The following is a 20,989-nucleotide window of genomic DNA, read 5'->3' as shown; positions in this document are numbered from 1 at the left end:
AGGAGGCGAAGATGAGTCTGGAAAGCATCGTAACCCGCGCACCACGACCGCGTAAGCCGGCCCTTTGGCGCGGTGAACTGTCGCGCCGCATTATCGGCCGCTTGCTGGGAGGTGTGCTGGTGCTGTGGGCTGCCGTCTCACTGGCCTTCCTCGGTGTGCATTTAGCACCCGGTGATATCGTCAGCCTGCTGATTGGTGAGCAGGTACGCACCCCGGCGATTGAAGCGGCGATCCGAGCCGAATGGGGGCTGAACGAGCCGCTGTGGTGGCAGTATCTGCATTATCTGTGGCGAGTACTGCACGGCGATTTTGGCCGTTCCTACATGCTCAACACTGAAGTCAGTCATCTGCTGGCGACCCAGCTGTGGCCGACCATCAAGCTCACGCTGGCGGCACTGCTGGTGAGTATTATTTTCGCCGTGGCAATAGCTGTGGGAACGGCACATCGCCGTATCGGGCGCCGTGTTGCCAACAGCGTTGAGTTACTGCTGGCGTCCACACCTTCTTTCTGGATGGGCATCGTGTTGCTGTTTATTTTCAGCTTCACGCTGCGCTGGTTCCCGGTGGCTGGCGATCGATCGTTATCTTCGCTGGTGTTGCCCGCGCTGGCGCTGGGACTGGCACAAGGTGCGGTGGTTGCACAGTTGCTGCGACGTGAACTGGAGCGCGCCATGGATGCCCCGTTCACACTGACACTGCGCGCCTGGGGCGTGGGGGAAACCACCCTACGTTTGCGCCATGCACTGCGCCATGCTGCGTTACCCGCGGTGACCTTAACCGGCTGGCTGGTGGGTGGCTTACTGAGCGGCGCGGTAATCACGGAGCAGGTGTTTGGTCGCCCTGGTCTCGGCAAGCTGACCGTTGATGCCGTATTAGCCAAGGACCTTCCCGTGGTGCTGGCGGTGGCGATTCTCTCGGCGCTGATCTACGTGGTGATGAGTACGCTGGTCGATATCCTGTCGTTGTGGATCGACCCGCGTCTGCGTGGGGAGAACAAATCATGATTGCCGCATTGCAAAGGCTACCCGCCACATTACCCTGCGCGGTATGGCTGGCACTGCTTTACCTGGTATTACTCGCCATCGCGGTGATAGCGCCAGGTGTGCTCACCCACAGCGATCCGCTGTTAGCCGATCCGGTCAATGCCCAGTTGCCACCTTCCGCCGCACATTGGCTGGGCACCGATCAGCTTGGACGCGATCTGCTGACTCGCGTCATTTACGGTAGCCGCTATTCGCTGTTGATCAGTGTGGCCGCCATGGCCCTGGCGGTGGTGTTTGGCACCTTACTGGGTCTGCTTGCCGCGCTGGCGCGTGGTGTGATCGATGAGCTGTTAAGCCGTGCGGTGGACGTGATCTCCGCCTTTCCGGATCTGCTGCTGGCACTGATGCTGATCGCCTTTACCGGACCGGGCACCAATAACCTGATAATTGCACTTGGCGTGGCGTCGGTGCCGCGTTTTGCCCGCGTGGTGCGTGCACAAACCTATACGGTGATGACCTCTGGGTACGTCGAGCAGGCGCGTACATTTGGCTTGTCACGCTTCACTTTGATCACTCGCCATATTCTGCCACATGCCATCGCGCAGGTGCCGGCCTTAGCCACGTTGGGTCTCGGCACTGCCATTATCGGTACCGCCGGATTGAGCTTTCTCGGCATGGGGCCGCAACCGCCGACCGCCGAATGGGGCTTGATGCTGGCGGAAGGGCGTAACTATCTGCGCAATGCCTGGTGGATTGCCGTATGGCCGGGGGTATTTATCACCCTGACCGTGATTGCGGTGAACACGCTGGGCCGCTATTGGCAGGCCCGTTTTGAAGGGAGAAGCGCATGAGCCAGCCATTTATTGATATTCAAAATCTCAGCATTCGCTTTGGCCCACAGCAGGTGGTGAAAAATCTCAACCTACAGGTATGGCCAGGTGAATCGGTGGCGCTGGTAGGGGAATCGGGATCGGGTAAAACCCTGACCGCACGCAGTTTGCTTGGCCTGTTGCCCGAGGGGGCGGAGATCAGTGCAGACCGCTTCATGATTGATGGTCGCGATATGCGTAACGCTAACCGCGCTGACTGGCGCGCGCTGCGCGGTCGGCGCATCGGCTATGTATTGCAGGATGCGCTGGTTTCACTCGATCCGTTGCGCCGGATTGGACAACAGCTGAGTGATGCATTGAATGCCGCTGGGCATCGTGAAGGGATTGAGGAGAAGAGTCTGTCCCTGCTGAAAGCGGCAGGTATTCATGATGCCGAGAGCCGCCTGGCGCGCTATCCGCACCAACTCTCCGGTGGTCAGCGCCAGCGCGCGTTGATTGCCACGGCATTGGCGGGCAGTCCGATGCTCTTGATTGCTGACGAACCCACCACCGCGCTGGATATGACCGTGCAGCGCCAGATTTTGCAGCTGCTGGCACAACGCCGTCGCGAAGGGCATGGCTTGCTGCTGATCAGCCACGACCTGGCGGTGGTGGCTGAGCTGGCGGATCGTGTGCTGGTGATGCGCGATGGCGAAGTGGTGGAGCAGGGTGAGAGTGGCCCGCTGCTGCAGCGCCCGCAGCACGCCTGGACACAACGCCTGTTGCGCGCGGTGCCAACACCGGCCACCCGTGGGTTGCGTCTGAGTGCCGCAGAACCCACGCCGCTGCCGCCGCGTCCGCTGCCGGGTCATGCACCCTTACTGCAGGGCATTAACCTGAATAAAGCCTATGGCGATCGGCAGGTGCTAAATAACATCAATTTCACACTGCATGCCGGGGAAACTTTGGGTGTGGTCGGAGAATCTGGATCGGGCAAAACTTCGTTAGTGAAAGTGGTGATGGGCTTAACCGAACCCGACAGTGGCACGCTGCAACTTGAAGGCGAACGCTGGGACCGCCTGCCAGAGAAAGCCCGTCGCGCACGTCGTGCTCGCTTACAACTGATCGCGCAGGACCCGTTCAGCTCTTTCGATCCACGCTACACGGTCGAGAAAATCATCGGTGAAAGTCTCGACAGCGTGGGGATTTATGGCGATGCACGGCGTCAGCGCGTGCGGCAATTGCTGGATGAAGTGCAGCTTGGCGATCGCTTCCTGCAGCGCTATCCACAGCAGCTGTCAGGTGGGCAACGACAACGTGTGGCGATTGCCCGTGCCTTCGCCCCCAATCCGGCACTGTTAGTGGCGGATGAACCCGTCAGCGCATTGGATGTGTCGGTACAGGCACAGGTGCTGGATCTGCTGGCAGAGATGCAGGCCGAGCATGGCACCGCACTGCTGTTTATCTCTCACGACCTTGGCGTGATCCAGCATCTGGCGGATCGCGTGCTGGTGATGCAAAACGGTCAAATCGTCGAGAGCGGGGCGCTAACGCAAGTCTTTGCCGCCCCACAGCATCCGTGGACACAAAAACTACTTCAGGCGCTGCCGGTCATCCCTGACTGGCAGCCCGCACACGTATAAGAGGAGCACGACATGAGTCAGACACAACGCCAGCTGCGGTTAGGCGCCATCATCCAGGGTGTATCCGGCAATACGTCCGCATGGCGCCATCCTGACGCGGTGGCGGATGCCAGCATCAATGTGGATTACGTGCTGGATCTGGCGCGTAAAGCCGAACAGGCAAAGATCGATTTCCTTTTCGTTGCCGATGGCTTGTACATCACCCCTCAGTCGATCCCGCATTTCCTTAACCGCTTTGAGCCAATAACGCTGCTCTCGGCGTTATCGCTGGTGACGAAAAACATCGGGTTAGTGGCGACACTTTCCACCTCGTATAGCGAGCCGTTTACCGTAGCACGTCAGTTTGCCAGCCTCGATCACCTCAGCCATGGGCGTACGGGATGGAATGTGGTGACCTCCCCGCTGGAAGGTTCAGCGAAAAACTTCTCACGTGCCACCCATCCTGAGCATGATGAGCGCTACCGCGTGGCCAGCGAATATCTTCAGGTGGTGAAAGGGCTGTGGGACTCGTGGGAAGAAGGTGCTTTTGTGCGCGACAAAGCCAGCGGGCAGTTCTTTGACGCGAGCAAGCTGCATACCCTGAATCACAAAGGTCAATACTTTGCGGTTCAAGGGCCGCTCAACGTCGGGCGCTCACCGCAGGGACGCCCAATCGTGTTTCAGGCAGGCGCTTCGGAAGCGGGGAAAGCCTTTGCAGCAGAAGCCGCCGATGCGATCTACACCCGACAGGAGACGCTGGCGGAGGCACGCGAGTTTCGTGAAGACGTACGCCGTCGTTTAGTGGCGCGTGGTCGTGATGCCGACGATATTCGCGTGTTCCAGGGCATTAGCGTGATCATAGGTGCAACTGAAGCGGAAGCTGAGCAGCGCTATCAGCAAACCGCAGAACTGGTGACCATCGATAAAGCGCTGGAGTATCTGGGGCGCTATTTTGAACATCATGACTTCAGCCAATATGCGCTGGACGAACCCTTCCCGGAGATTGGCGATCTCGGTGAAAACAGCTTCCGCAGCACCACTGATAAGATCAAACAGAATGCCCGTGAGCGCGGCTTGACGTTGCGCCAGGCGGCACTGGAAGAGGCGACGCCACGGCCCAGTTTCCTCGGCACCGCGCAGCAGGTGGCAGACGGACTGGCACAGTGGTTCCTCGAGGGGGCGACGGACGGCTATATCGTGCGCGGCGGTACGCCGAATGCCTTTGATGATTTTGTCGAGCAGGTGATCCCGCTGCTGCAGGCGCGTGGAATCTATCGAACAGACTATGAAGGTGAGACCTTGCGTGAGAATCTGGGATTAGCCGAGCCGGAAAATCAGTTTGCCGCCCAGCGTCGTCCGCAGGTGGCGTAATACTCTGTTAAAGCGCCGCCAGCACGCGGCGTATTACTCTGTTAATGCGCCGACAGCATGTGGCGTATTACTCTGTTAAAGCGCCGTCAGCAAATGGCGTATTACTTTGTCAAAGCGCCGCACAACCCGTAGCGGCGCGATTTATCGCGCATCATTTAACCGCAGCTCACCTGGCAGACAGACAACACATATCGCCGCTAACCCTCCTATCACAACGCCGTCACACCGTATTCCGCTGCCTGATCTTCCCACGCTTGCACCTCATCGTAGAATGCGCGTTCTGGCACAGCAAAACCGCTGATCAGACTCTGTGCCAGCAACGGCTGATACTTCTTATCCGTGGTGAGTTCGGTCAGGGCGCTGCGCAAATGCTCAAGGGTGGCGACATCTGTTTTCGCGGAGGTGATCAGTGGCAGGGCGGCGCACAGCGGGGTTTCGCCGATGATCTCTAACCCGGCCAATTCTTCAGGATGGTGAGCACGCAGCAGTGCCCAGGTGATGCAATCGATCGCCGTAATATCCGCACGCTGTTCACGCAGCGCGGTCAAAGACTGACGATGACTGCCACTCAGCAGCGTCGTACTAAAGAACGTGCCAGCGCGAGCCAGTGGGGCTATCACATAGCGCAGTGAGTTATAGCCTGAGTGCGAATCCTCGCTGTTGCACACCGCGCGGCGACCGCGAAAATCACTCAAAGTGAGATTCTCATCCTCCTTACGCGCCACTAACCAACTGCGATAGCGTAATCCCTCGCAACCCTGTGCGCTGGATTGAAATGCCCCAACCAGTTGCACATCAGGCAACAAAGCAACCAGCGGATAGCCGCAGGTCTGGCTCAACAGCACATTATCATCGCGCCAGTGGGGTAAGAGATCGGTGTGCCACTCAACCTCAGCCAGCACGCCGCGATGGGTCAACAGCGTCGTTAGCGCTGTGGTCAGGCCAAGCGTCGTCGGGTGATGGATGTCGTACATTGGCAATGAAATGATTGGCATGCTGTGCATCCTTGTGAGTTCCCGGATGGGCGTTTACATCGACCGGTTTGCGCCAGAAGCGCAGCAACCACTCGCCATAACCGGCGACGCGGAAACCGTGATTGCGCTGATGGTAGCCGTCGCGATACAGCAAATAGACTTTGCGCAGGCCGTACCATGGCAAACCGGGCAGATCGTGATGTACAGAATGATAGTTGAGATTCAGAAATAGCAAACGCCACGGCCACGCGGCTTCGTTGTTAACGGAACGTGCCAGCGGGGCCTCTTCTGCGCGATGCTCGTAAAAGGAGCGTACTTTAGTCAGTGCCAGCGCTGGATAACTGACCGCAACCACAAACCACAGCGGCGACAATCCTTGCTGCTGCATCCAGTAAAAAAGCCCAGCTAGCAGCGTCAAATGAATTACCCACATTGAAACCGCGGCACGATCGCGCGCCAGCAGCATCATTTTCAGCGTAGCCAGGATATCCAGCAACGGTGCTAACAGCAAACGACCGGGAAAGGTATTACGCAGATGGATGACGCGCTGTTGCCACGGTTTGAGCTGCGCCCAGCGTTCCGGTGACAGGTAATAGGTTTCCGGGTCCTCATCCGGTTCGGTCAGAGTGTGATTACGATGATGGGCCAGATGCGAATCACGATACAGCCCATAGGGGTACCACACCGCCAGCGGCAGAATGCCGAACAACTGATTGAGGCGTGGCCAACGGGTAGGGTGGCCGTGGATCAATTCATGCTGGAGCGACATATACCAGGTGGTCAACACGATCAACAGCAGGGTAGTCACGAACAGTCCCAGCGTTTGCCAGAAAATCACGCAGGCGAACCAGCCGCCGTAAACCGTCACCATCAAAGCCCAGGTGGGCAGCTCACTGCGCCACAGCCAGCTGCGGCCCAGTTGATGCACCACTTCGCGCTGCTGTGCGTTGATATAGTCGTTTGCCATGCGGATACCCTAAACCTGCAAAACCGGGGAAATTCTGCGCACGATGATTGATCACCGTGATAAACACAAAGACCGTGTTTTTATGACTTATGCAAAAAAGTTGATGAAGCGCGCGAAAACTATTGGCTATCAGTCACCTCTTGCGTGGCGTAACCTTTCTCCATCGAAACGTAATGCATCACGTGCGGGCCAGTGCGGCCCCCCTGGAGAATTTCACTATGAAAAAGATTGGCTTCTTGTCCTTTGGTCACTGGACCCCGTCATCGCAGTCAGCGACCCGTTCCGCTCAGGATGTTTTACTGCAATCCATCGATTTAGCCGTGGCGGCGGAAGAGCTGGGCGCGGATGGCGCCTACTATCGCGTACACCACTTTGCGCGTCAGTTGAGCTCACCTTTCCCGCTGTTGGCGGCAGTCGGTGCCAAAACCAACCGCATTGAAATAGGTACTGGCGTGATCGATATGCGCTATGAGAACCCGCTGTATATGGCGGAAGATGCCGGTGCGGCAGATCTGATTTCTAACGGACGCTTGCAGCTGGGATTAAGCCGCGGCTCCCCGGAGCAGGTTATCGAGGGTTATCGTTACTTTGGTTTTAACCCGAAAGAGGGTGAAACCGATGCCGATATGGGACGTCGTCATACTGAAGAGTTATTGGAAGTGCTGCGCGGTGAAGGTTTTGCCAAACCGAATCCACAGCCAATGTTCCCAAATCCGCCGGGATTACTGCGTCTGGAGCCGTTCTCAGAAGGCCTGCGTGAGCGTATCTGGTGGGGATCCGGCTCAAACGCGACATCGGTTTGGGCAGCACAGCAGGGGATGAATCTGCAAAGCTCCACACTGAAGGATGATGAAACCGGCGAACCGTTCCACATCCAGCAGGCGAAACAGATTCGCGCTTACCGTGAAGCCTGGAAAGCAGCTGGGCACCAACGTGAACCGCGTGTTTCAGTGAGCCGCAGTATCTTTGCGCTGACCAACGATATCGACCGTGCTTACTTTGGTCGCAGTGGCCAGGATCAAGACTCTGTGGGCTTCCTTGATGAGAAAACCCGCGCCATCTTTGGTCGTAGCTATGCCGCCGAGCCAGAGCTGCTGATTAAACAGCTGGCGCAGGATGAGGGCATTGCCGAAGCGGATACGCTGTTGCTCACTATCCCGAACCAGCTGGGCGTGGATTACTGTGCACATGTGATGGAAAGCATCCTGACCCATGTAGCACCTGAGCTGGGCTGGCGTTAAACCTTAAAAGGCGCACTTTTTGAAGTGTGCCTTTTCTTAACCATCACCTTAATCAGTATATCAATCTAACTTAAATTAAAAGATAACTCTGGTAACCCCAAATATTGCAATTTAGGGTTATTGGAGTTATCTTTCTGCTTTCAGGACGAAGCAGAGAATGGACATGGATAGCAGGTCATTAATGGCTGAGATCAAGGCCGATGGTTGGGAGCTGATTCGGATTAACGGCAGCCATCATCATTTTGTGCATCCCACCAAGAAAGGTCTGGTAACGATTCCGCACCCCAAAAAAGATCTGCCGATTAAGACGGTAAAAAGCATCCGCAAACAGGCCGGGCTTGCAGTCCATTAAACTGAGAGAGGTATTCATTATGTTCTATCCGATTGCGATTGAAGCGGGTGATGAAAGCACGGCGTTTGGTGTCACGGTTCCTGATTTACCTGGCTGCTTTTCAGCCGGAGATACGCTGGAAGAAGCGGTAAAAAACGCGAGAGAAGCCATTATTGGTCATTTGGAATTGATGGTTGAGTTGGAGCAGGATATTCCCGCGGTTTCAGAGTTAAAAAGCGTGATGAAAGATCCCGCCTATACAGGTTATGTTTGGGTGTTGGTAGAAGTCGATGTCACACGCATTTTAGGTGGTTCAGAGAAGATTAATGTCACTCTGCCGAAGCTGTTAATTGACCGGATTGACCGTTGTGTCGCTACCCATCCGGAATTTAAAACCCGTTCAGGTTTTCTGGCTCAGGTGGCACTAGAACGTATTGCCAAAACTCGCGAGTAAACTGTTGGCAAATACGGGCCTCCGCATTATTGCTGAGGCCCGCATTTGTGAGCCGCATGCCTCAGGCGTTTCTGAGGCGATAATGTTAATTAACCCCTAACTCCCACCACAGCTTATCCAGCGCATAGTAACGGTCACGTTCGCTTTCGGGTTGGTTGAGGTCGCGTTTCCATGGCTTAGCCAGAATAAAGTGTAGATTCTTCACGTCCCCTTCACGCCACATCGCGCTGTGCTGGAATGGCAGCGTTTTCAGCGCGTTGTAGATATATGGCAGCGGCAGCCAGCGATGCTCAAACACCTCATTAAGCAAATCTTGTTCTGAGAACGGATAGCGGCGTAAATCAGTTATCGCTGCCACTTTTTGCTGCAACCAGCTAAACACGCCTTGATCCGGCTCCAGTACTAAAAAGCCGCCATTCAGATAGCGATCAAGGTTAACGGGTGCCGCTTCACCGCGATCCTGCCAGGTATAATGGCAGTTCTCCGGTTGCCAGCTGGCGGGATAGCTGGCGATTTTGTTGGGGTTGCAGCGGCAAGCGTGGCAGGCAGCCAGCGCGTGATCACCGAGATCCAGCGTGAACAGCTCATCCATGTTGCGCAGCACCAGCATATCCGCGTCCAAAAACACCACGCGCTCGCAGCCCGTCAGTTCCCATGCCCGCAATTTGCTCCACACCTCGCCAAACTGGGCTGAGGCATAATGCTGTTCTAGCTCGGCATTCGGCATCAGGGGTTCAACGGGATGAATCACGCATCCCAGTTCCTGCAAGGCCTCACGTGTTTCGGTATCAATGGTATCGGTCACCATCACAATCAAGGGCCATGCCGTTTCACTGCGTTTTAATGAACGGTGCAGCGCTTTCACGCCGATAAAATAGTCGGGCTGCGTCAGAAGTGTTACCCAGGCGTACATAAATTCTCCCCCGTCAAAATTCAATCAAATAAAGCCGTGACATAGTCATTGCTAAAACGACACTGCGGATCGAGCTGTTCACGCACCGCGCGGAAGGCATCCCACTGTGGATAGATCTCTCGCCAGCTGTAGCGCTGTGGGTCGTAATATTTGCCCCAGTGCGGTCGCCCACCTTCTGCGGCCAGCAATTTCTCCACTTCGGTGAGGAAGTGCAGGCCTTCCTGGGACAGCGAACCGTCATCGGCGTAATAGACCACGAAGCCAAAGAAGCAGGTCGGCTGCTGATAAGCCGGGCTGAGCCAGGCTTCGGAAGCGCCGGTGCAGCGCAGGATGATGGGGTAGTGCATGTGCGGATGATTCTCCGCATACCAGGCTTTGATTTTGCTGATAATCTCCGGGGTTCTGTCCAGCGGCACGCCAATTTCAACATTGATTTGCGGCACGGCAATACCGCGACAAAACAGCTGGTAGATATCGCCGCTCAGGTCGGTGAAATCGCGAAAACGCGTTACCGTACGGAACTGTTTGCCGCCTTTACCTTCGATCTGCGTATCACGATGCATGTGCGCCAGCGTCTGATCGATGGTGTCATTCAGACTGCTGTCGGTATCCTCGCCATGCTCGATCACCTCCCCGCCACTGGCGTGCCACGCCTGAACATCTGCTTCACTGGCGGGGTTGGCATTCCAGACGTGCATCAGGTTGTCATCCACAAACCACCAGGCTTTGCTCAGCTCATATTGTTGATTCCAGTGCGGCAGATCCTGCTCCAGGGTATCGGCAGACACCGCGAATTTATGGCAGGTAAACAGGCGAAATGGCTGGGTACGCAGCGTTATGGCGGTCACAATCCCCAGCGATCCCAGAGACGTCTGTGCGGCAGGAAAATCTGCCTCACCCCGATGAAATTCTCGCACGCGGCCATCAGCCATGACCATACGGATGCTGATCACTTCATCCGCCAGTGAACTCTGATCCAATCCCTGACCGTGGGTGCCCGTCGCTATCGCGCCAGCCAGCGTCTGCACGGATATCACCCCTGGCGAGCATGCCAGCATGCGATGGCGTTCAGTGAGGGCATCAAACACCTGCTGTAAAACCGTACCAGCAGCAAAAGTGACGCTATCGGCATCCTCTGCCAATACGCCTTGCATGGCACTGAGATCCAGCAACAGATCGTCGGCATTTACGCACAGCATGCGGCCGGGTGATAAACGGCTGCCGATGACGCGCACTTTGCCACTGGATGATTTCAGGCGTTGTCGCAGTTCGGCTTCATTATGTGGCTGAAAGACTTGCTGGCGTTGGCCCACCACGGTGTTTTGCGCCCAGTTCCATAGTGCGCTGTCTTGCTCTGTGTTACCTGTGTTGCGTAAAGGATAAAGATGGGAATCTCTGTTCACTACGGCGTTCCTTAGACTGAGGTCTGTGACGGTCCCAAGGCTTTAAGCGTAGACCATCACAGTGCTCCCCAGGTTTAAGGCGCCTTGCAGATGTAGCGTAGCGTTGCGGTAACGGCCAGTTGGCGGTTACGACGGATGCTATCCTCTTCCGTATCCTCAGGGGTGAACAGGAAGTGGAAGGTATAGCGGTTGGCGACGTGGTGCACACAGATACTGCTCAGCAAGCGGTGTACGTCCACGGTATTCAGGCCATCAATGAAGATGCCTTGCTGCTGGCCGCGAGTCAGGATGTCATCCAGCAGGTCCAGCGTACTCTTGTTCAGTGCTTTGATGCGCTCGGACTGCACGATGTAGCGTCCGCGCAGCAGGTTCTCAGTACACACTAAACGCATGAAATCCTGATGGGTAGCGTGATAGTCGAAGCTGGCTTCGACCAGTTTAATCATCGCCTGCTCGGGCTCCATCTTGGCCAGGTTCAGTCCGGTTTCATGTTCACGAATCGCCTGATAAACCTGCTCCAGCACCTCAATATACAGCTTCTCTTTATTGACGAAGTGGTACACCACCATGCGTTTGGTGGTTTGTGCGTGTTCAGCGATCTGCTCAAGGCGTGCACCCTGCATGCCAAACTCGGCGAAGGTCTTCAGGGCACCGGCAAGGATGCGTTTTTTTAGCCCTTCCGGGTCATTTTTACGTTTCGTTGTAGTGTCCGACATAGCGCTCAATACAGGTCAATCAAAACGGCATGGTATCACAGCCACTCTCTCACTTGTGGCGATGCGAGCGGCTGCGTGTTTTTATTCTTTTCAGGAATAGCATTCCTGGATAAATCATAATGCAGGAATAAGCATCTGCGTATACTGCGGCTAACTGTTCATCACAGCCGTCGGTTTTACCTGACGCCATAATAACGATGAGGAAATAACTATGCACACACACCTGGCATCTGCCAAAAATAAATCCTTGGTCACCGCTAACGCTTTGCTGCTGGCGAGCACTAAAGGCACCGGTGAAACGGCCTGGTAAGGATTAAGCATGACGATTTTCTCAGGAGCCGAAACGCCCTTCAATGCGCTAACGCGTGGTGTGGTAGAGAATGCGCAAGACCGTGAACGTGTTGCTCGCGAAAGCGGCAGTGTGGTGCGCTTACAGGGTGTTTCACGTCGCTTTGGCCAAACTCAGGCGCTGCGCAATATTTCACTGACGGTGCAGAAGGGTGAAATTCTTGGCCTGATCGGCCGCAGTGGTGCGGGCAAATCGACGTTGATTCGCTGTCTGAACGGACTTGAGCATCCTGATGAAGGCGTCATTGAAATTGAAGGCCGGAAAATTACCGGCCTGTCGGAAAAACAACTGCAATCGGTGCGCAGTCGGGTTGGTATGGTGTTCCAGCACTTCAACCTGCTGTCGGCGAAAACCGTGGCGCAGAACGTGGCGCTGCCGCTAAAAATTGCCGGTCTGGATAAGGTGCAGCGTGCCCAGCGCGTGGCGGAATTGCTGGAACTGGTCGGTCTTGCGGATAAGGCACAGCACTACCCGGCGGCGCTGTCGGGCGGACAGAAACAGCGCGTCGGCATTGCCCGTGCACTGGCGGCAAGCCCGGCGCTGCTGCTGTGTGATGAAGCAACCTCTGCGCTCGATCCTGAGACCACCCGTTCCATCCTCGCGTTGCTGAAATCGCTCAATCAAAAGCTGGGCATCACTATTCTGCTGATCACTCACGAAATGGAAGTCATCAAGTCGGTGGCACACCGCGTGGCGGTGATTGATGCGGGTGAGATCATTGAGCAGGGCCCGGTGTGGCAGGTGTTCGCCCATCCCCAATCCGAACTGACACGAACCTTATTGCGGGGTTTGCTGCCGCAGTTGCCAGAGGCGCTGGCCGCACGGATTACCGAGCAGAGGCAGGGGGAAGCCATCTACAGCGTGCACTTCGCTGGCGAAGACGCGCAGGGCGATTTGTTGACACGATTCGCGGCGGCGTTGCCCGGCAAGTTCCGCTTATTACAGGGCGGCATCGACCATATTCAGCACTACGCCGTGGTGCGTTTCTTTATCGCGCTTCCGGTCGCCAACGTGGCCGATGAGCTACAGATTCTCAGCTGGCTGCGCGGGCAGCAGGCACAAGTGGAGTTAGTCGGTTATGTCGCCAGTGATGATTGATTTATTGCTCAACGCGTTGGGCGAAACGTTATTAATGACGCTGATTTCAGGGTTGTTTTCGCTGGTGGCCGGCTTACCGTTGGGGTTGATTCTGGTGATAACCAGTGCGGGCGGCATTGCGGAACATCGCGGCATTAACCGGGTGCTGGGGCTGGTGATCAACGGTTTTCGCTCACTGCCGTTCATTATTTTGCTGGTGGCGCTGATACCGTTTACCCGTTTTCTGGTCGGCACGTCACTGGGGACCTGGGCGGCGATTGTTCCGCTGTCGATCACCGCAACGCCCTATTTTGCTCGCGTGGCAGAGGTCTCGCTGCGCGACGTGGATCGCGGCTTGATTGATGCGGTGCGTGCAATGGGGGCCAGCAAGTTGCGTATCGTCTGGGATGTCCTGATTCCTGAAGCGCTGCCCGGCATACTCTCGGGGTTTGTGGTGACGCTGGTGGCATTGATCGGTGCATCAGCGATGGCCGGGGCGATTGGCGCGGGCGGATTAGGGGATTTGGCGATTCGTTATGGTTATCAGCGCTTTGAAACTTCTGTGATGATTGCGGTGATCGCTGTGTTGATTGTGTTGGTGTGCGGCATTCAGTGGGTCGGCGATCGACTGGTGCAGCACATCGATAAGCGACACTAGTTTTCACGCGATACATTGCCTGGCTACCGATGTTTAGGGGCTGCGAACCGTAGCTGATATCCAGCACGCTAAGCATTTTCACGGTGCAGCCTCCAGGCAGCCCAATTCGGGCGTGCCAGGACACGCCGCTGCGAAATAACCGTAGTGGCGCAATTTGTGAAGTGAATCCCTAAATCAGTTGTGCCTTTTCCCGCAATCCTTATCACTATTTCTTGATAAACATCAGCAGGTAACGCGCTTAGAGTGAGGGCATTCGATTGCCTTGATTCAGGAGACTTCGTTATGCCGCTGAACACCCTTCAGCTCACGCTGGAAACCCATCTCGAACAGCACAACGCCGCGTATATTGCAGTGGCGAAATCGATCTTTGCTAAGCCGGAAACCGGTAACAACGAATACTTTGCCAGTGAGCAGTTGACGCGATTGCTTACTGAGCAGGGCTTTGAAGTGACGCGCAACGTTGCGGGTCATGAGACCGCGTTCTACGCGGTGAAAGCCAGCAGTAAGCCGGGGCCAACCGTTGCCTTCCTGGCAGAATACGATGCGCTGATCGGCATCGGCCATGCCTGCGGACACAACCTGATCGGCACCACCAGCGTCGCAGCAGCTATTACGCTGTCTCAGGTGCTGGAACAAACCGGCGGTCGTGTCGTGGTGTTAGGGACGCCAGCGGAAGAGGGCGGGCTGGCGGGTCCCGGCGGACCCAAAGGGAATGTGAAGAAGCGTTTTGTCGAAGCCGGGCTACTCGATGACGTCGATGTGGCGCTGATGGTGCATCCCTCAGGTAAAACGCGCCTCACCGAATCGACGCTGGCGAACAATCATCTCTACTTCCATTTCTATGGCAAACCTTCGCACGCAGCCAGTGCGCCGCATGAAGGTATTAATGCGCTGGATGCGCTGGTGCTGCTGTACAACGGCATCAGTGTTTTGCGCCAGCAGTTGCCGGATGGCGTGCGCGTGCACGGGATTATCACCAATGGCGGCCAGGCACCGAACGTCATTCCGGAATACGCCTCGGCGCACTTTTACATTCGTGCCGATAGCCGCGAGGTGGTGGAGTCCCTCGAACCTAAGCTAAGAGCGATCGCAGAAGGGGTGGCGCTGGCGACGGGCGCTCGCGTAGAGATAGACCATCAAATTGGTCCGCGTGATTTCAAACTTAATCCCGCACTGGATGCCTTGTTGCTGGCGGAGTTTCGTGCGGCGGGTGAGCAGGTCGATCTCTCGCCGCAGCACAATAAAGTCTCAACCGATGCCGGGGACATCAGCCATGCGGTGCCCACGGCGCACCCCTGGCTGAAAATCGGCCCGGATGATCTGATTTTTCATACCGTGCCGTTCCGTGAAGCTGCCAATTCGGACCGCGGCTATCAGGCGTTGCTGATCGGCGCACGCGTGCTGGCACGCACCGGGTTACGTCTGCTGATTGATGCAGACGCACTTCAGGCCGTTCAGGCCGATTTCATCCGTCAGGCCTAAAGGAGATTAGGGTGTCGCAAACGTATCGTCGCAAACTCAAAACATTAGTCGGTGCCAGCAGTGTGATCTCCGCGGGCAATGACCACCAACCTGGCGTGGGGATCACGCGTGCTATTGAACTGGCGAAAATCGCGGAGCGCGAGAAAATCACCGGCCTGTTCACCGCTGATTTGCTACAGACCGATCCGGCCGGTTTGGCGGGTACGACGGGCACACAGGATCCGCTTATCGCATTAGCGGCGTTAAGTCAGGTGACGTCGCAGATTGGCCTGATCGCTACTGTCAGCACAAGTTGGCTACACCCTTATAATCTGGCACGTCAGGTCGCCACGTTAGACCATATCAGCGGCGGCAGAGCAGGCTGGAATGCGGTGACATCCTCGGTCGGTGAGGAGAATTTTGGTGAAGGCCAGCTGCCACCGCCACAGGAACGCTATGCACGCGCCACCGAGTTTATCGAAGTGATGAACGCGCTGTATGATGCCAATGAACGGGCGGCAGTGCAGCGCACGGCAAGCGGTGGCATTCGCCTTGACCCTCGCAAACTGCATCCTATCCATCATCGTGGTGACTTTTTCCAGGTCGCCGGCCCACTGAATGTGCCGCCGCCCCCGCAGCGTCGCCCCGTCCAGTTTCAGGCCGGGCAATCTGAGGCGGGTGTCACGCTGGGTGCGCGCTACGCCGAGGTGATCTACACCTCGCAGCCCACCTTTGAAGCGGCACAGACGTTTGTGGCTGATGTGCAGCAGCGTGCGCGACGTTTTGGCCGCGAGCATAATCCACCGCTGATCATGAACTCATTCCATTCCATCATTGGCGAGAGCGATGCGGACGTAGCACGCCGCTTACGCGACAAACATGACCGCATTAATTATGAACAGGGCCGATTGCGTGTCGCGGATATGCTGGGCGGCGAGGTGAATCTGACAGAGATGCCGCTTGATCAGCCCCTGCCAGCTGCTTTAATTCCACCGCTGGAGCAGGTGCATCGCCGGCAGGGACGAGCCGCCATTTTCCGCCAATATGCGCTGGAAGGGTTGACGCTACGTGAGCTGATTATCAAAGCAGAAGAGACGGGACACTGGTTTGTCGCGGGTACGCCAGAGCAACTCGCCGATGCTATTGAACAGCGTTATCAGGCGGGCGTACTGGACGTGATTTCCCTGCACGGTCTGGGGAGCCCAGACCAGCAAGATTTGCTGTTAAACGGACTGCTTCCCGAACTGCGTCGGCGTAACCTGCTGGATAGCGACTATCAAGGCAGCGATTTCCGCAGCAGCCTGGAGCTGGCACCTTTACCGCCTGCCGTGGATTAGCGTTTACGTTGATGAGGGCCACGCCCGCTCAGGACAACTGAGCGGGCATTTTTTTGGAATCTCTATCGACAGGTCATTACAGATAAAGTGCCTGATTTGGCATACTTCGCCACACTGATTATCGCCTTTAACCTATATAGCATTTGACCTATATCGACAGGAGCGTATCATGTGGCGGATAGTAACAACGGACACTTTTGATGATTGGCTGGTGGCGCAAGATGACACTGACCGAGCATGCGTCTTGTCTGTATTAATAGTATTGCAGCAAGCAGGCCCAGCGTTATGCAGTCCTTACGCTGACACCCTAAAAGGCTCTCGTTTTAGCAACATGAAAGAGCTTCGTATTCAAAGCAAAGGTGTTCCTATCCGGGCTTTTAACGCATTTGATCCCTGGCGCAGCGGTGTAGTGCTTTGCGCAGGTCATAAGAGTGGTAATGAAAAGCGTTTTTATGCCGGGCTGATCCCGCTCGCAGATAAAGAATTCACGCATCATCTTCAACGCGAAGAGAGAAAGGAGTAACGGTATGGGCAGAACACTTGAACAAATTCTTGCAGCTGAGAGGCCGGAAGTGGTGGCTGAAGCTAACGCCATGGCTGAAGAAGTATTACTGAATATCCACCTTGCTGAATTGCGTGAAAGAGTAAAAAAAACTCAAGTGGAGATCGCGCAACAATTAAATATTAAACAGCCTACGGTTGCAGGAATGGAGAAACCAGGTCGGGATTTAAAACTCTCGACGCTTAAGCGCTATGTTGAAGCTGCAGGAGGAAAACTCCGCCTTAACATTGAGCTTCCCGATGGCTCGCATTACGAATTTGTCGTTTAAACCCCTTTGTAACCCTCCATCCGTGAAAAAACGGTGCGTTCTTGCGCACTGTTTCACGCGCTTGCGCATCTGTTCTCTCTGTCACCCTTGCATTCCATTCCGCAAAAACCATCCCAGCACGTAACTTTTTGCATACATGAAAAATACAAAGGAAATACAGTAAAGTAGTAAAATTTTACCGACACTAAAAAATAAATTAATAAATATCAGTAAATTACACTCATAACTTTTTCGAATTATTTTTCATGATGAATTTTGGAGATGATCACAATCTCAAGTTTTGGGTGTCCTGGACATGTTTACACCACCTGAAATTCAGCATAGTTTGAACATGGAGTTAACCTGTGATTAACAGACAAAAGCGAACAAATGCGTATTGGGTCAGTACACCGCTAATCAATGATGAAGAAAGACACCCTTCAAGTGGGTCATGCTTAATTTCATTATTTATGTTCAGGGATTAAACGCAGGGCTTTTCAATTTCAAGGTCAGTTTCTTTCTAAAGGAAATACCTCAATCAACTAATGATGTTTTTTCTATTTCTTTAACGTTCCGCCAAATCATTTTTGATTTGGACAGATCGCTGCGCCTGCAGAGAAATGAATAATTCAGGAGAGACCCTGTTATGAGCAACACCAATATATCCATTGAAGATGTTCCCCTTAATAATTTTCACCAGTTAATGTCACTGCGCGCGGGTGGCGGTTGGATCCTGGATGGCTATGTGCTGAGTATCATCGGCGTGGCGATCGTGCAGTTTTCACAGCACCTGCAACTTGATACCTTCTGGCAGGGCATGGTGGCGGCTTCAGCGATGCTCGGTACTTTCTGTAGCGGTTTCCTCGGCGGATGGTTGACCGATATTGTGGGTCGTCGTCGTTTGTTCTTCGTTGGACCCATCCTGTTTATTCTGGGATCGGTGGGCACTTTCTGGGCGGAATCAGCACTCACGCTGTTTATCCTGCGTTTCCTGGTGGGTGTCGGAGTGGGGTTGGAATATCCGGTTGCCGGGTCACTGCTCACTGAATTCCTGCCGCAGAAACACCGTGGTAAACGTTTGGCGGGTTTAACCATTCTCTGGTTCGCTGGTGCGGCGTTAGCTTACATTGTGGGTAACCTGATCCTCTCGATTGGCGGAGATGCAGCATGGCGTCTGGTACTGGCCAGCCCAGCAGTGCTGGGGGTACTCCTGTTCGCTCTGCGAATCGGCACGCCGGAATCGCCACGCTGGTTAGTCAGCAAAGGTCGTTTTAATGAAGCCGAGCAGATCATCAAGAAAGTATACGGACCAGAATTTTCGCTGAAAAATATGCCAGCAGAGTCGGTGGAAGCCAAAGTTACGCTGAAGGATCTGGTTCGCTCTGGCTACGGCAAACGTATGTTATTTGTCTCGGTGTTCTGGAGTGCTGCTGTCGTGCCGATGTTTGCGGTGTATTCCTTCGCACCGGTGGTATTGAAAGCGCTGAATCTGGACGGCGAATGGGCATCACTGGGTTCGATCGCTATCACTTTACTGTTTGTGGTGGGCTGTATTGTCGCTACCCGCTTGATTGACAGCATGGGCCGCCGCCGTTTGATCATTCACAGCTTCTTGTGGTCAAGCCTGGCACTGCTGGCATTAGGCATGTTCTCGCACGGTTCTGAAATGCTGGTACTGGTGATGTTTGGTGCTTACGCGGTGTTTATCGGCGGCGCGCAGGTGCTGGAACTGGTGTATCCCAACGAACTCTTCCCAACAGAAGTGCGTGCCTTTGCCGTCGGTATGGGCTCATCCATGTCACGCATCGGTTCTGCGGCCGGGACCTGGCTGGTGCCGATCTCCCTGCAAAATCTGGGTATCGAATACACCATGTATGCTGCCGCGATGGTTTCCTTTATTGGTCTGCTGGTTTCAGTGTGGCTGGCACCGGAAACGCGCAACATGACGCTGAGCCAGGCGGCTTCGCTGGCGCGGTAATAGCAAGCAAAAAATATTAGTGATACAAAAGCCTGTTCAGATAAATTGGCTGTACCTACTCAGTTGAATATCCAACTTTATTGGGTAAGTCGAGACACCTGAACAGGCTGTTAAAGGATAGTTTTTTATTATCCCACAACCTGTTGAACGCACAATTAATACTCAGCCCACTGTATTTCATCATAGTAGAGTTCAGTCTCTCTGTCAGTCGACAGTACTCTTTAGTCTAATCAGAGATGATTGAGTTTTGGTTGTCTAGATTATAAATTTAAAGTGTTTATTCCATCCATAGCACCATCCCACTTTGTAATGTCAGGTTTCCTTATTAATGCGCAGCTTTTAATAGCTTGCTTCAAATATTCATTCTGGAAGTCTGATTTATGAACGGCGAGCAAATTATCAAAATTATATTTTCTATATTTATTTTGGGCTTTAATTACAAATTCAGGGCAGATCAATAACTCATTACCCAGTGAGAAAATAATCGTGCCTTTTATAAATAAGTATTTTTTGTTAGTGACACCAACATGATTCCAAACTGAAGTAGGGAACATGTCATTTGTATAACTCTGTCTGTTTAACGAATAAATATGCGCTTCGCTTTCAATAATCCCGATGTTTTTTAAAGCACCTCTTACAACAAGACTTGAGAAGTTTGGAAGGATTAGCATTAATATAAAGAAAAATGAAAGTGAAGCCGTTGAAGATGCCATGATGTTGTTTTTTATATTGGATTTCATGTTTTTTTCAGTAAAAAACATTATGGCTGGTATATATGAAATGAAAACAAAAGTAATAGCGGTGCCAACAAAAAATAATACCCCAGCGTTACTTTCCGCAGTGCTGAGGCGTAAAATAAATGACAAGGGGACTATTGCAGTCATCCCTGAAAATAAGGAAAATGCAGAAATGATGCATTTCATTTTAATAAAGTTTTTACTTTTAATTACCTTCCCTTTTTTGTAGTAAATGTGGGCTTTGTTTCTTTTTATTGAAAGAAAATGAACCATGAAGAAGCTAACAAATGAAAATATGGAGAGTGTTATTATGAATATGTTATCTTTGATGTAATGTGGGGTGCCGCTAATGAAAGAAATTATCATTATGCTTGAAATAAATAAAATTGATACACTGCAGGAAATCAAAGGAATTCTACTGATTTTTATAACTCTTGATAATTCATTATTCCAGTTTAATAAAAGTATTTGACATAAAACCATGCTTGGTAAAGAAAAAGTAAAGATTAACCCTAGTGATATAATGGTAAATGATATTATCAAGGCGAACAATGGGCCCTTGTCATCTAATATTGATGGGAGGAGATTTAATTGACCAATGCTATCTAAATAAAACCATAAGATAAAATAGCCAAAAGCTAAGAGGAATGGGATGGTAGCTATTACTTCTTTTATTACTTTTTTAAAATCAATGCTTATTGTCATGAAGCTTTATTCCCTGTTTAGATTGTCTTTAAGGTTATGCACTTATATCAAGATGCGCAATTTTTAATATTTTGGCATCTTTACAAAATAAATC

General features: G+C 53.5%; 20 protein-coding genes. 14 read left to right on the top strand and 6 right to left on the bottom strand.

The annotated features are described in order from the left end of the window. Positions 1-11 precede the first annotated feature (11 nt). The 4 genes from ACCW76_RS06465 to ACCW76_RS06450 are packed head-to-tail and all read left to right on the top strand — an operon-like array spanning position 12 to position 4,785. Entirely contained in the window at positions 12-1,004 is a 993-nt protein-coding gene (locus ACCW76_RS06465) for an ABC transporter permease (protein ID WP_436338067.1), read from the top strand. Next, complete coding sequence (locus tag ACCW76_RS06460) at positions 1,001-1,834, top strand: ABC transporter permease (RefSeq protein WP_436338066.1); 834 nt, start codon at positions 1,001-1,003, stop codon at positions 1,832-1,834. The genes ACCW76_RS06465 and ACCW76_RS06460 overlap by 4 nt, the downstream gene beginning before the upstream one ends. Beyond that, a complete protein-coding gene (locus ACCW76_RS06455; protein WP_436338065.1) occupies positions 1,831-3,435 on the top strand; it encodes a dipeptide ABC transporter ATP-binding protein in 1,605 nt (534 codons plus the stop codon). The genes ACCW76_RS06460 and ACCW76_RS06455 overlap by 4 nt, the downstream gene beginning before the upstream one ends. 12 nt (positions 3,436-3,447) lie before the next feature. Next, complete coding sequence (locus ACCW76_RS06450; RefSeq protein ID WP_436338064.1) at positions 3,448-4,785, top strand: LLM class flavin-dependent oxidoreductase; 1,338 nt, start codon at positions 3,448-3,450, stop codon at positions 4,783-4,785. 209 nt (positions 4,786-4,994) lie between these two features. Here the strand turns inward: ACCW76_RS06450 and ACCW76_RS06445 are convergent, their stop codons facing one another. Together ACCW76_RS06445 and ACCW76_RS06440 are read right to left on the bottom strand one after the other, a co-directional pair. Beyond that, positions 4,995-5,780, bottom strand: coding sequence for a phosphate/phosphite/phosphonate ABC transporter substrate-binding protein (locus tag ACCW76_RS06445; protein WP_436338063.1), 786 nt, complete (start codon positions 5,778-5,780; stop codon positions 4,995-4,997). Further along, on the bottom strand, positions 5,677-6,726 hold the full coding sequence (locus ACCW76_RS06440) for a fatty acid desaturase (RefSeq protein WP_436338062.1): 1,050 nt from the start codon (positions 6,724-6,726) through the stop codon (positions 5,677-5,679). Before ACCW76_RS06440 ends, ACCW76_RS06445 begins: the two co-directional genes overlap by 104 nt. Positions 6,727-6,944: 218 nt before the next feature. Here ACCW76_RS06440 and ACCW76_RS06435 point away from each other — a divergent pair, with 218 nt between their 5' ends. The 3 genes from ACCW76_RS06435 (at position 6,945) to ACCW76_RS06425 (ending at position 8,752) form a co-directional block, all read left to right on the top strand. Then, on the top strand, positions 6,945-7,967 hold the full coding sequence (locus tag ACCW76_RS06435) for an LLM class flavin-dependent oxidoreductase (protein ID WP_045815195.1): 1,023 nt from the start codon (positions 6,945-6,947) through the stop codon (positions 7,965-7,967). Between the two features lie 163 nt (positions 7,968-8,130). Further along, positions 8,131-8,319: a type II toxin-antitoxin system HicA family toxin gene (locus ACCW76_RS06430; RefSeq protein ID WP_034824653.1), complete on the top strand. Its 189-nt coding sequence runs from the start codon at positions 8,131-8,133 to the stop codon at positions 8,317-8,319. 19 nt (positions 8,320-8,338) lie between these two features. Next, positions 8,339-8,752, top strand: a complete 414-nt coding sequence (locus ACCW76_RS06425) for a type II toxin-antitoxin system HicB family antitoxin (RefSeq protein ID WP_045832279.1) — start codon at positions 8,339-8,341, stop codon at positions 8,750-8,752. Between the two features lie 85 nt (positions 8,753-8,837). Here ACCW76_RS06425 and ACCW76_RS06420 read toward each other — a convergent pair whose 3' ends face one another. The 3 genes from ACCW76_RS06420 to ACCW76_RS06410 form a co-directional block, all read right to left on the bottom strand. Then, on the bottom strand, positions 8,838-9,665 hold the full coding sequence (locus ACCW76_RS06420; RefSeq protein WP_436338061.1) for a glycosyltransferase family 8 protein: 828 nt from the start codon (positions 9,663-9,665) through the stop codon (positions 8,838-8,840). Positions 9,666-9,685: 20 nt separating this feature from the next. Then, positions 9,686-11,068: a D-arabinono-1,4-lactone oxidase gene (locus ACCW76_RS06415; RefSeq protein ID WP_436338060.1), complete on the bottom strand. Its 1,383-nt coding sequence runs from the start codon at positions 11,066-11,068 to the stop codon at positions 9,686-9,688. 74 nt (positions 11,069-11,142) lie between these two features. Next, on the bottom strand, positions 11,143-11,784 hold the full coding sequence (locus tag ACCW76_RS06410; protein ID WP_200538234.1) for a TetR family transcriptional regulator: 642 nt from the start codon (positions 11,782-11,784) through the stop codon (positions 11,143-11,145). Positions 11,785-12,103: 319 nt separating this feature from the next. On the opposite strand from ACCW76_RS06410, the gene ACCW76_RS06405 reads away from it, so the two are divergent. From ACCW76_RS06405 to ACCW76_RS06375, 7 genes are all read left to right on the top strand, one after another. Then, entirely contained in the window at positions 12,104-13,231 is a 1,128-nt protein-coding gene (locus ACCW76_RS06405) for a methionine ABC transporter ATP-binding protein (RefSeq protein ID WP_436338059.1), read from the top strand. Further along, on the top strand, positions 13,212-13,868 hold the full coding sequence (locus tag ACCW76_RS06400; protein ID WP_436338058.1) for a methionine ABC transporter permease: 657 nt from the start codon (positions 13,212-13,214) through the stop codon (positions 13,866-13,868). Before ACCW76_RS06405 ends, ACCW76_RS06400 begins: the two co-directional genes overlap by 20 nt. Positions 13,869-14,150: 282 nt before the next feature. Then, entirely contained in the window at positions 14,151-15,350 is a 1,200-nt protein-coding gene (locus tag ACCW76_RS06395) for a M20 family metallopeptidase (RefSeq protein WP_436338057.1), read from the top strand. 11 nt (positions 15,351-15,361) lie between these two features. After that, entirely contained in the window at positions 15,362-16,666 is a 1,305-nt protein-coding gene (locus tag ACCW76_RS06390; protein ID WP_436338056.1) for an NtaA/DmoA family FMN-dependent monooxygenase, read from the top strand. Between the two features lie 169 nt (positions 16,667-16,835). Further along, positions 16,836-17,189, top strand: a complete 354-nt coding sequence (locus tag ACCW76_RS06385; RefSeq protein ID WP_436338055.1) for a type II toxin-antitoxin system RelE/ParE family toxin — start codon at positions 16,836-16,838, stop codon at positions 17,187-17,189. A 4-nt stretch (positions 17,190-17,193) separates the two neighbouring features. Next, positions 17,194-17,496 carry a helix-turn-helix domain-containing protein gene (locus tag ACCW76_RS06380; protein WP_038646107.1) on the top strand — a complete coding sequence of 101 codons (303 nt, stop codon included), beginning with the start codon at positions 17,194-17,196 and terminating at the stop codon, positions 17,494-17,496. 625 nt (positions 17,497-18,121) lie between these two features. After that, positions 18,122-19,453: an MFS transporter gene (locus ACCW76_RS06375; RefSeq protein ID WP_436338054.1), complete on the top strand. Its 1,332-nt coding sequence runs from the start codon at positions 18,122-18,124 to the stop codon at positions 19,451-19,453. 260 nt (positions 19,454-19,713) lie between these two features. Here ACCW76_RS06375 and ACCW76_RS06370 read toward each other — a convergent pair whose 3' ends face one another. Beyond that, positions 19,714-20,895 (bottom strand): hypothetical protein, encoded by a 1,182-nt coding sequence (locus ACCW76_RS06370; RefSeq protein ID WP_436338053.1) that lies wholly within the window; start codon positions 20,893-20,895, stop codon positions 19,714-19,716. Between the last annotated feature and the right edge of the window lie 94 nt (positions 20,896-20,989).

Origin of the sequence: Pantoea sp. C8B4 (genome assembly GCF_051336905.1) — a bacterium.
Classification (GTDB): Bacteria; Pseudomonadota; Gammaproteobacteria; order Enterobacterales; family Enterobacteriaceae; genus Pantoea; species Pantoea rwandensis_B.
The sequence above is the reverse complement of the archived record's forward strand: the minus strand, read 5'-3'. Positions and strand labels throughout refer to the sequence as shown.

Coding starts and splice junctions, on each gene's coding strand:
- ACCW76_RS06465 (WP_436338067.1), top strand. CDS start 12: ATGAGTCTGGAAAGCATCGTAACCCGCGCACCACGACCGCGTAAGCCG.
- ACCW76_RS06460 (WP_436338066.1), top strand. CDS start 1,001: ATGATTGCCGCATTGCAAAGGCTACCCGCCACATTACCCTGCGCGGTA.
- ACCW76_RS06455 (WP_436338065.1), top strand. CDS start 1,831: ATGAGCCAGCCATTTATTGATATTCAAAATCTCAGCATTCGCTTTGGC.
- ACCW76_RS06450 (WP_436338064.1), top strand. CDS start 3,448: ATGAGTCAGACACAACGCCAGCTGCGGTTAGGCGCCATCATCCAGGGT.
- ACCW76_RS06445 (WP_436338063.1), bottom strand. CDS start 5,780: ATGCCAATCATTTCATTGCCAATGTACGACATCCATCACCCGACGACG.
- ACCW76_RS06440 (WP_436338062.1), bottom strand. CDS start 6,726: ATGGCAAACGACTATATCAACGCACAGCAGCGCGAAGTGGTGCATCAA.
- ACCW76_RS06435 (WP_045815195.1), top strand. CDS start 6,945: ATGAAAAAGATTGGCTTCTTGTCCTTTGGTCACTGGACCCCGTCATCG.
- ACCW76_RS06430 (WP_034824653.1), top strand. CDS start 8,131: ATGGATAGCAGGTCATTAATGGCTGAGATCAAGGCCGATGGTTGGGAG.
- ACCW76_RS06425 (WP_045832279.1), top strand. CDS start 8,339: ATGTTCTATCCGATTGCGATTGAAGCGGGTGATGAAAGCACGGCGTTT.
- ACCW76_RS06420 (WP_436338061.1), bottom strand. CDS start 9,665: ATGTACGCCTGGGTAACACTTCTGACGCAGCCCGACTATTTTATCGGC.
- ACCW76_RS06410 (WP_200538234.1), bottom strand. CDS start 11,784: ATGTCGGACACTACAACGAAACGTAAAAATGACCCGGAAGGGCTAAAA.
- ACCW76_RS06405 (WP_436338059.1), top strand. CDS start 12,104: ATGACGATTTTCTCAGGAGCCGAAACGCCCTTCAATGCGCTAACGCGT.
- ACCW76_RS06400 (WP_436338058.1), top strand. CDS start 13,212: ATGTCGCCAGTGATGATTGATTTATTGCTCAACGCGTTGGGCGAAACG.
- ACCW76_RS06395 (WP_436338057.1), top strand. CDS start 14,151: ATGCCGCTGAACACCCTTCAGCTCACGCTGGAAACCCATCTCGAACAG.
- ACCW76_RS06385 (WP_436338055.1), top strand. CDS start 16,836: ATGTGGCGGATAGTAACAACGGACACTTTTGATGATTGGCTGGTGGCG.
- ACCW76_RS06380 (WP_038646107.1), top strand. CDS start 17,194: ATGGGCAGAACACTTGAACAAATTCTTGCAGCTGAGAGGCCGGAAGTG.
- ACCW76_RS06375 (WP_436338054.1), top strand. CDS start 18,122: ATGAGCAACACCAATATATCCATTGAAGATGTTCCCCTTAATAATTTT.
- ACCW76_RS06370 (WP_436338053.1), bottom strand. CDS start 20,895: ATGACAATAAGCATTGATTTTAAAAAAGTAATAAAAGAAGTAATAGCT.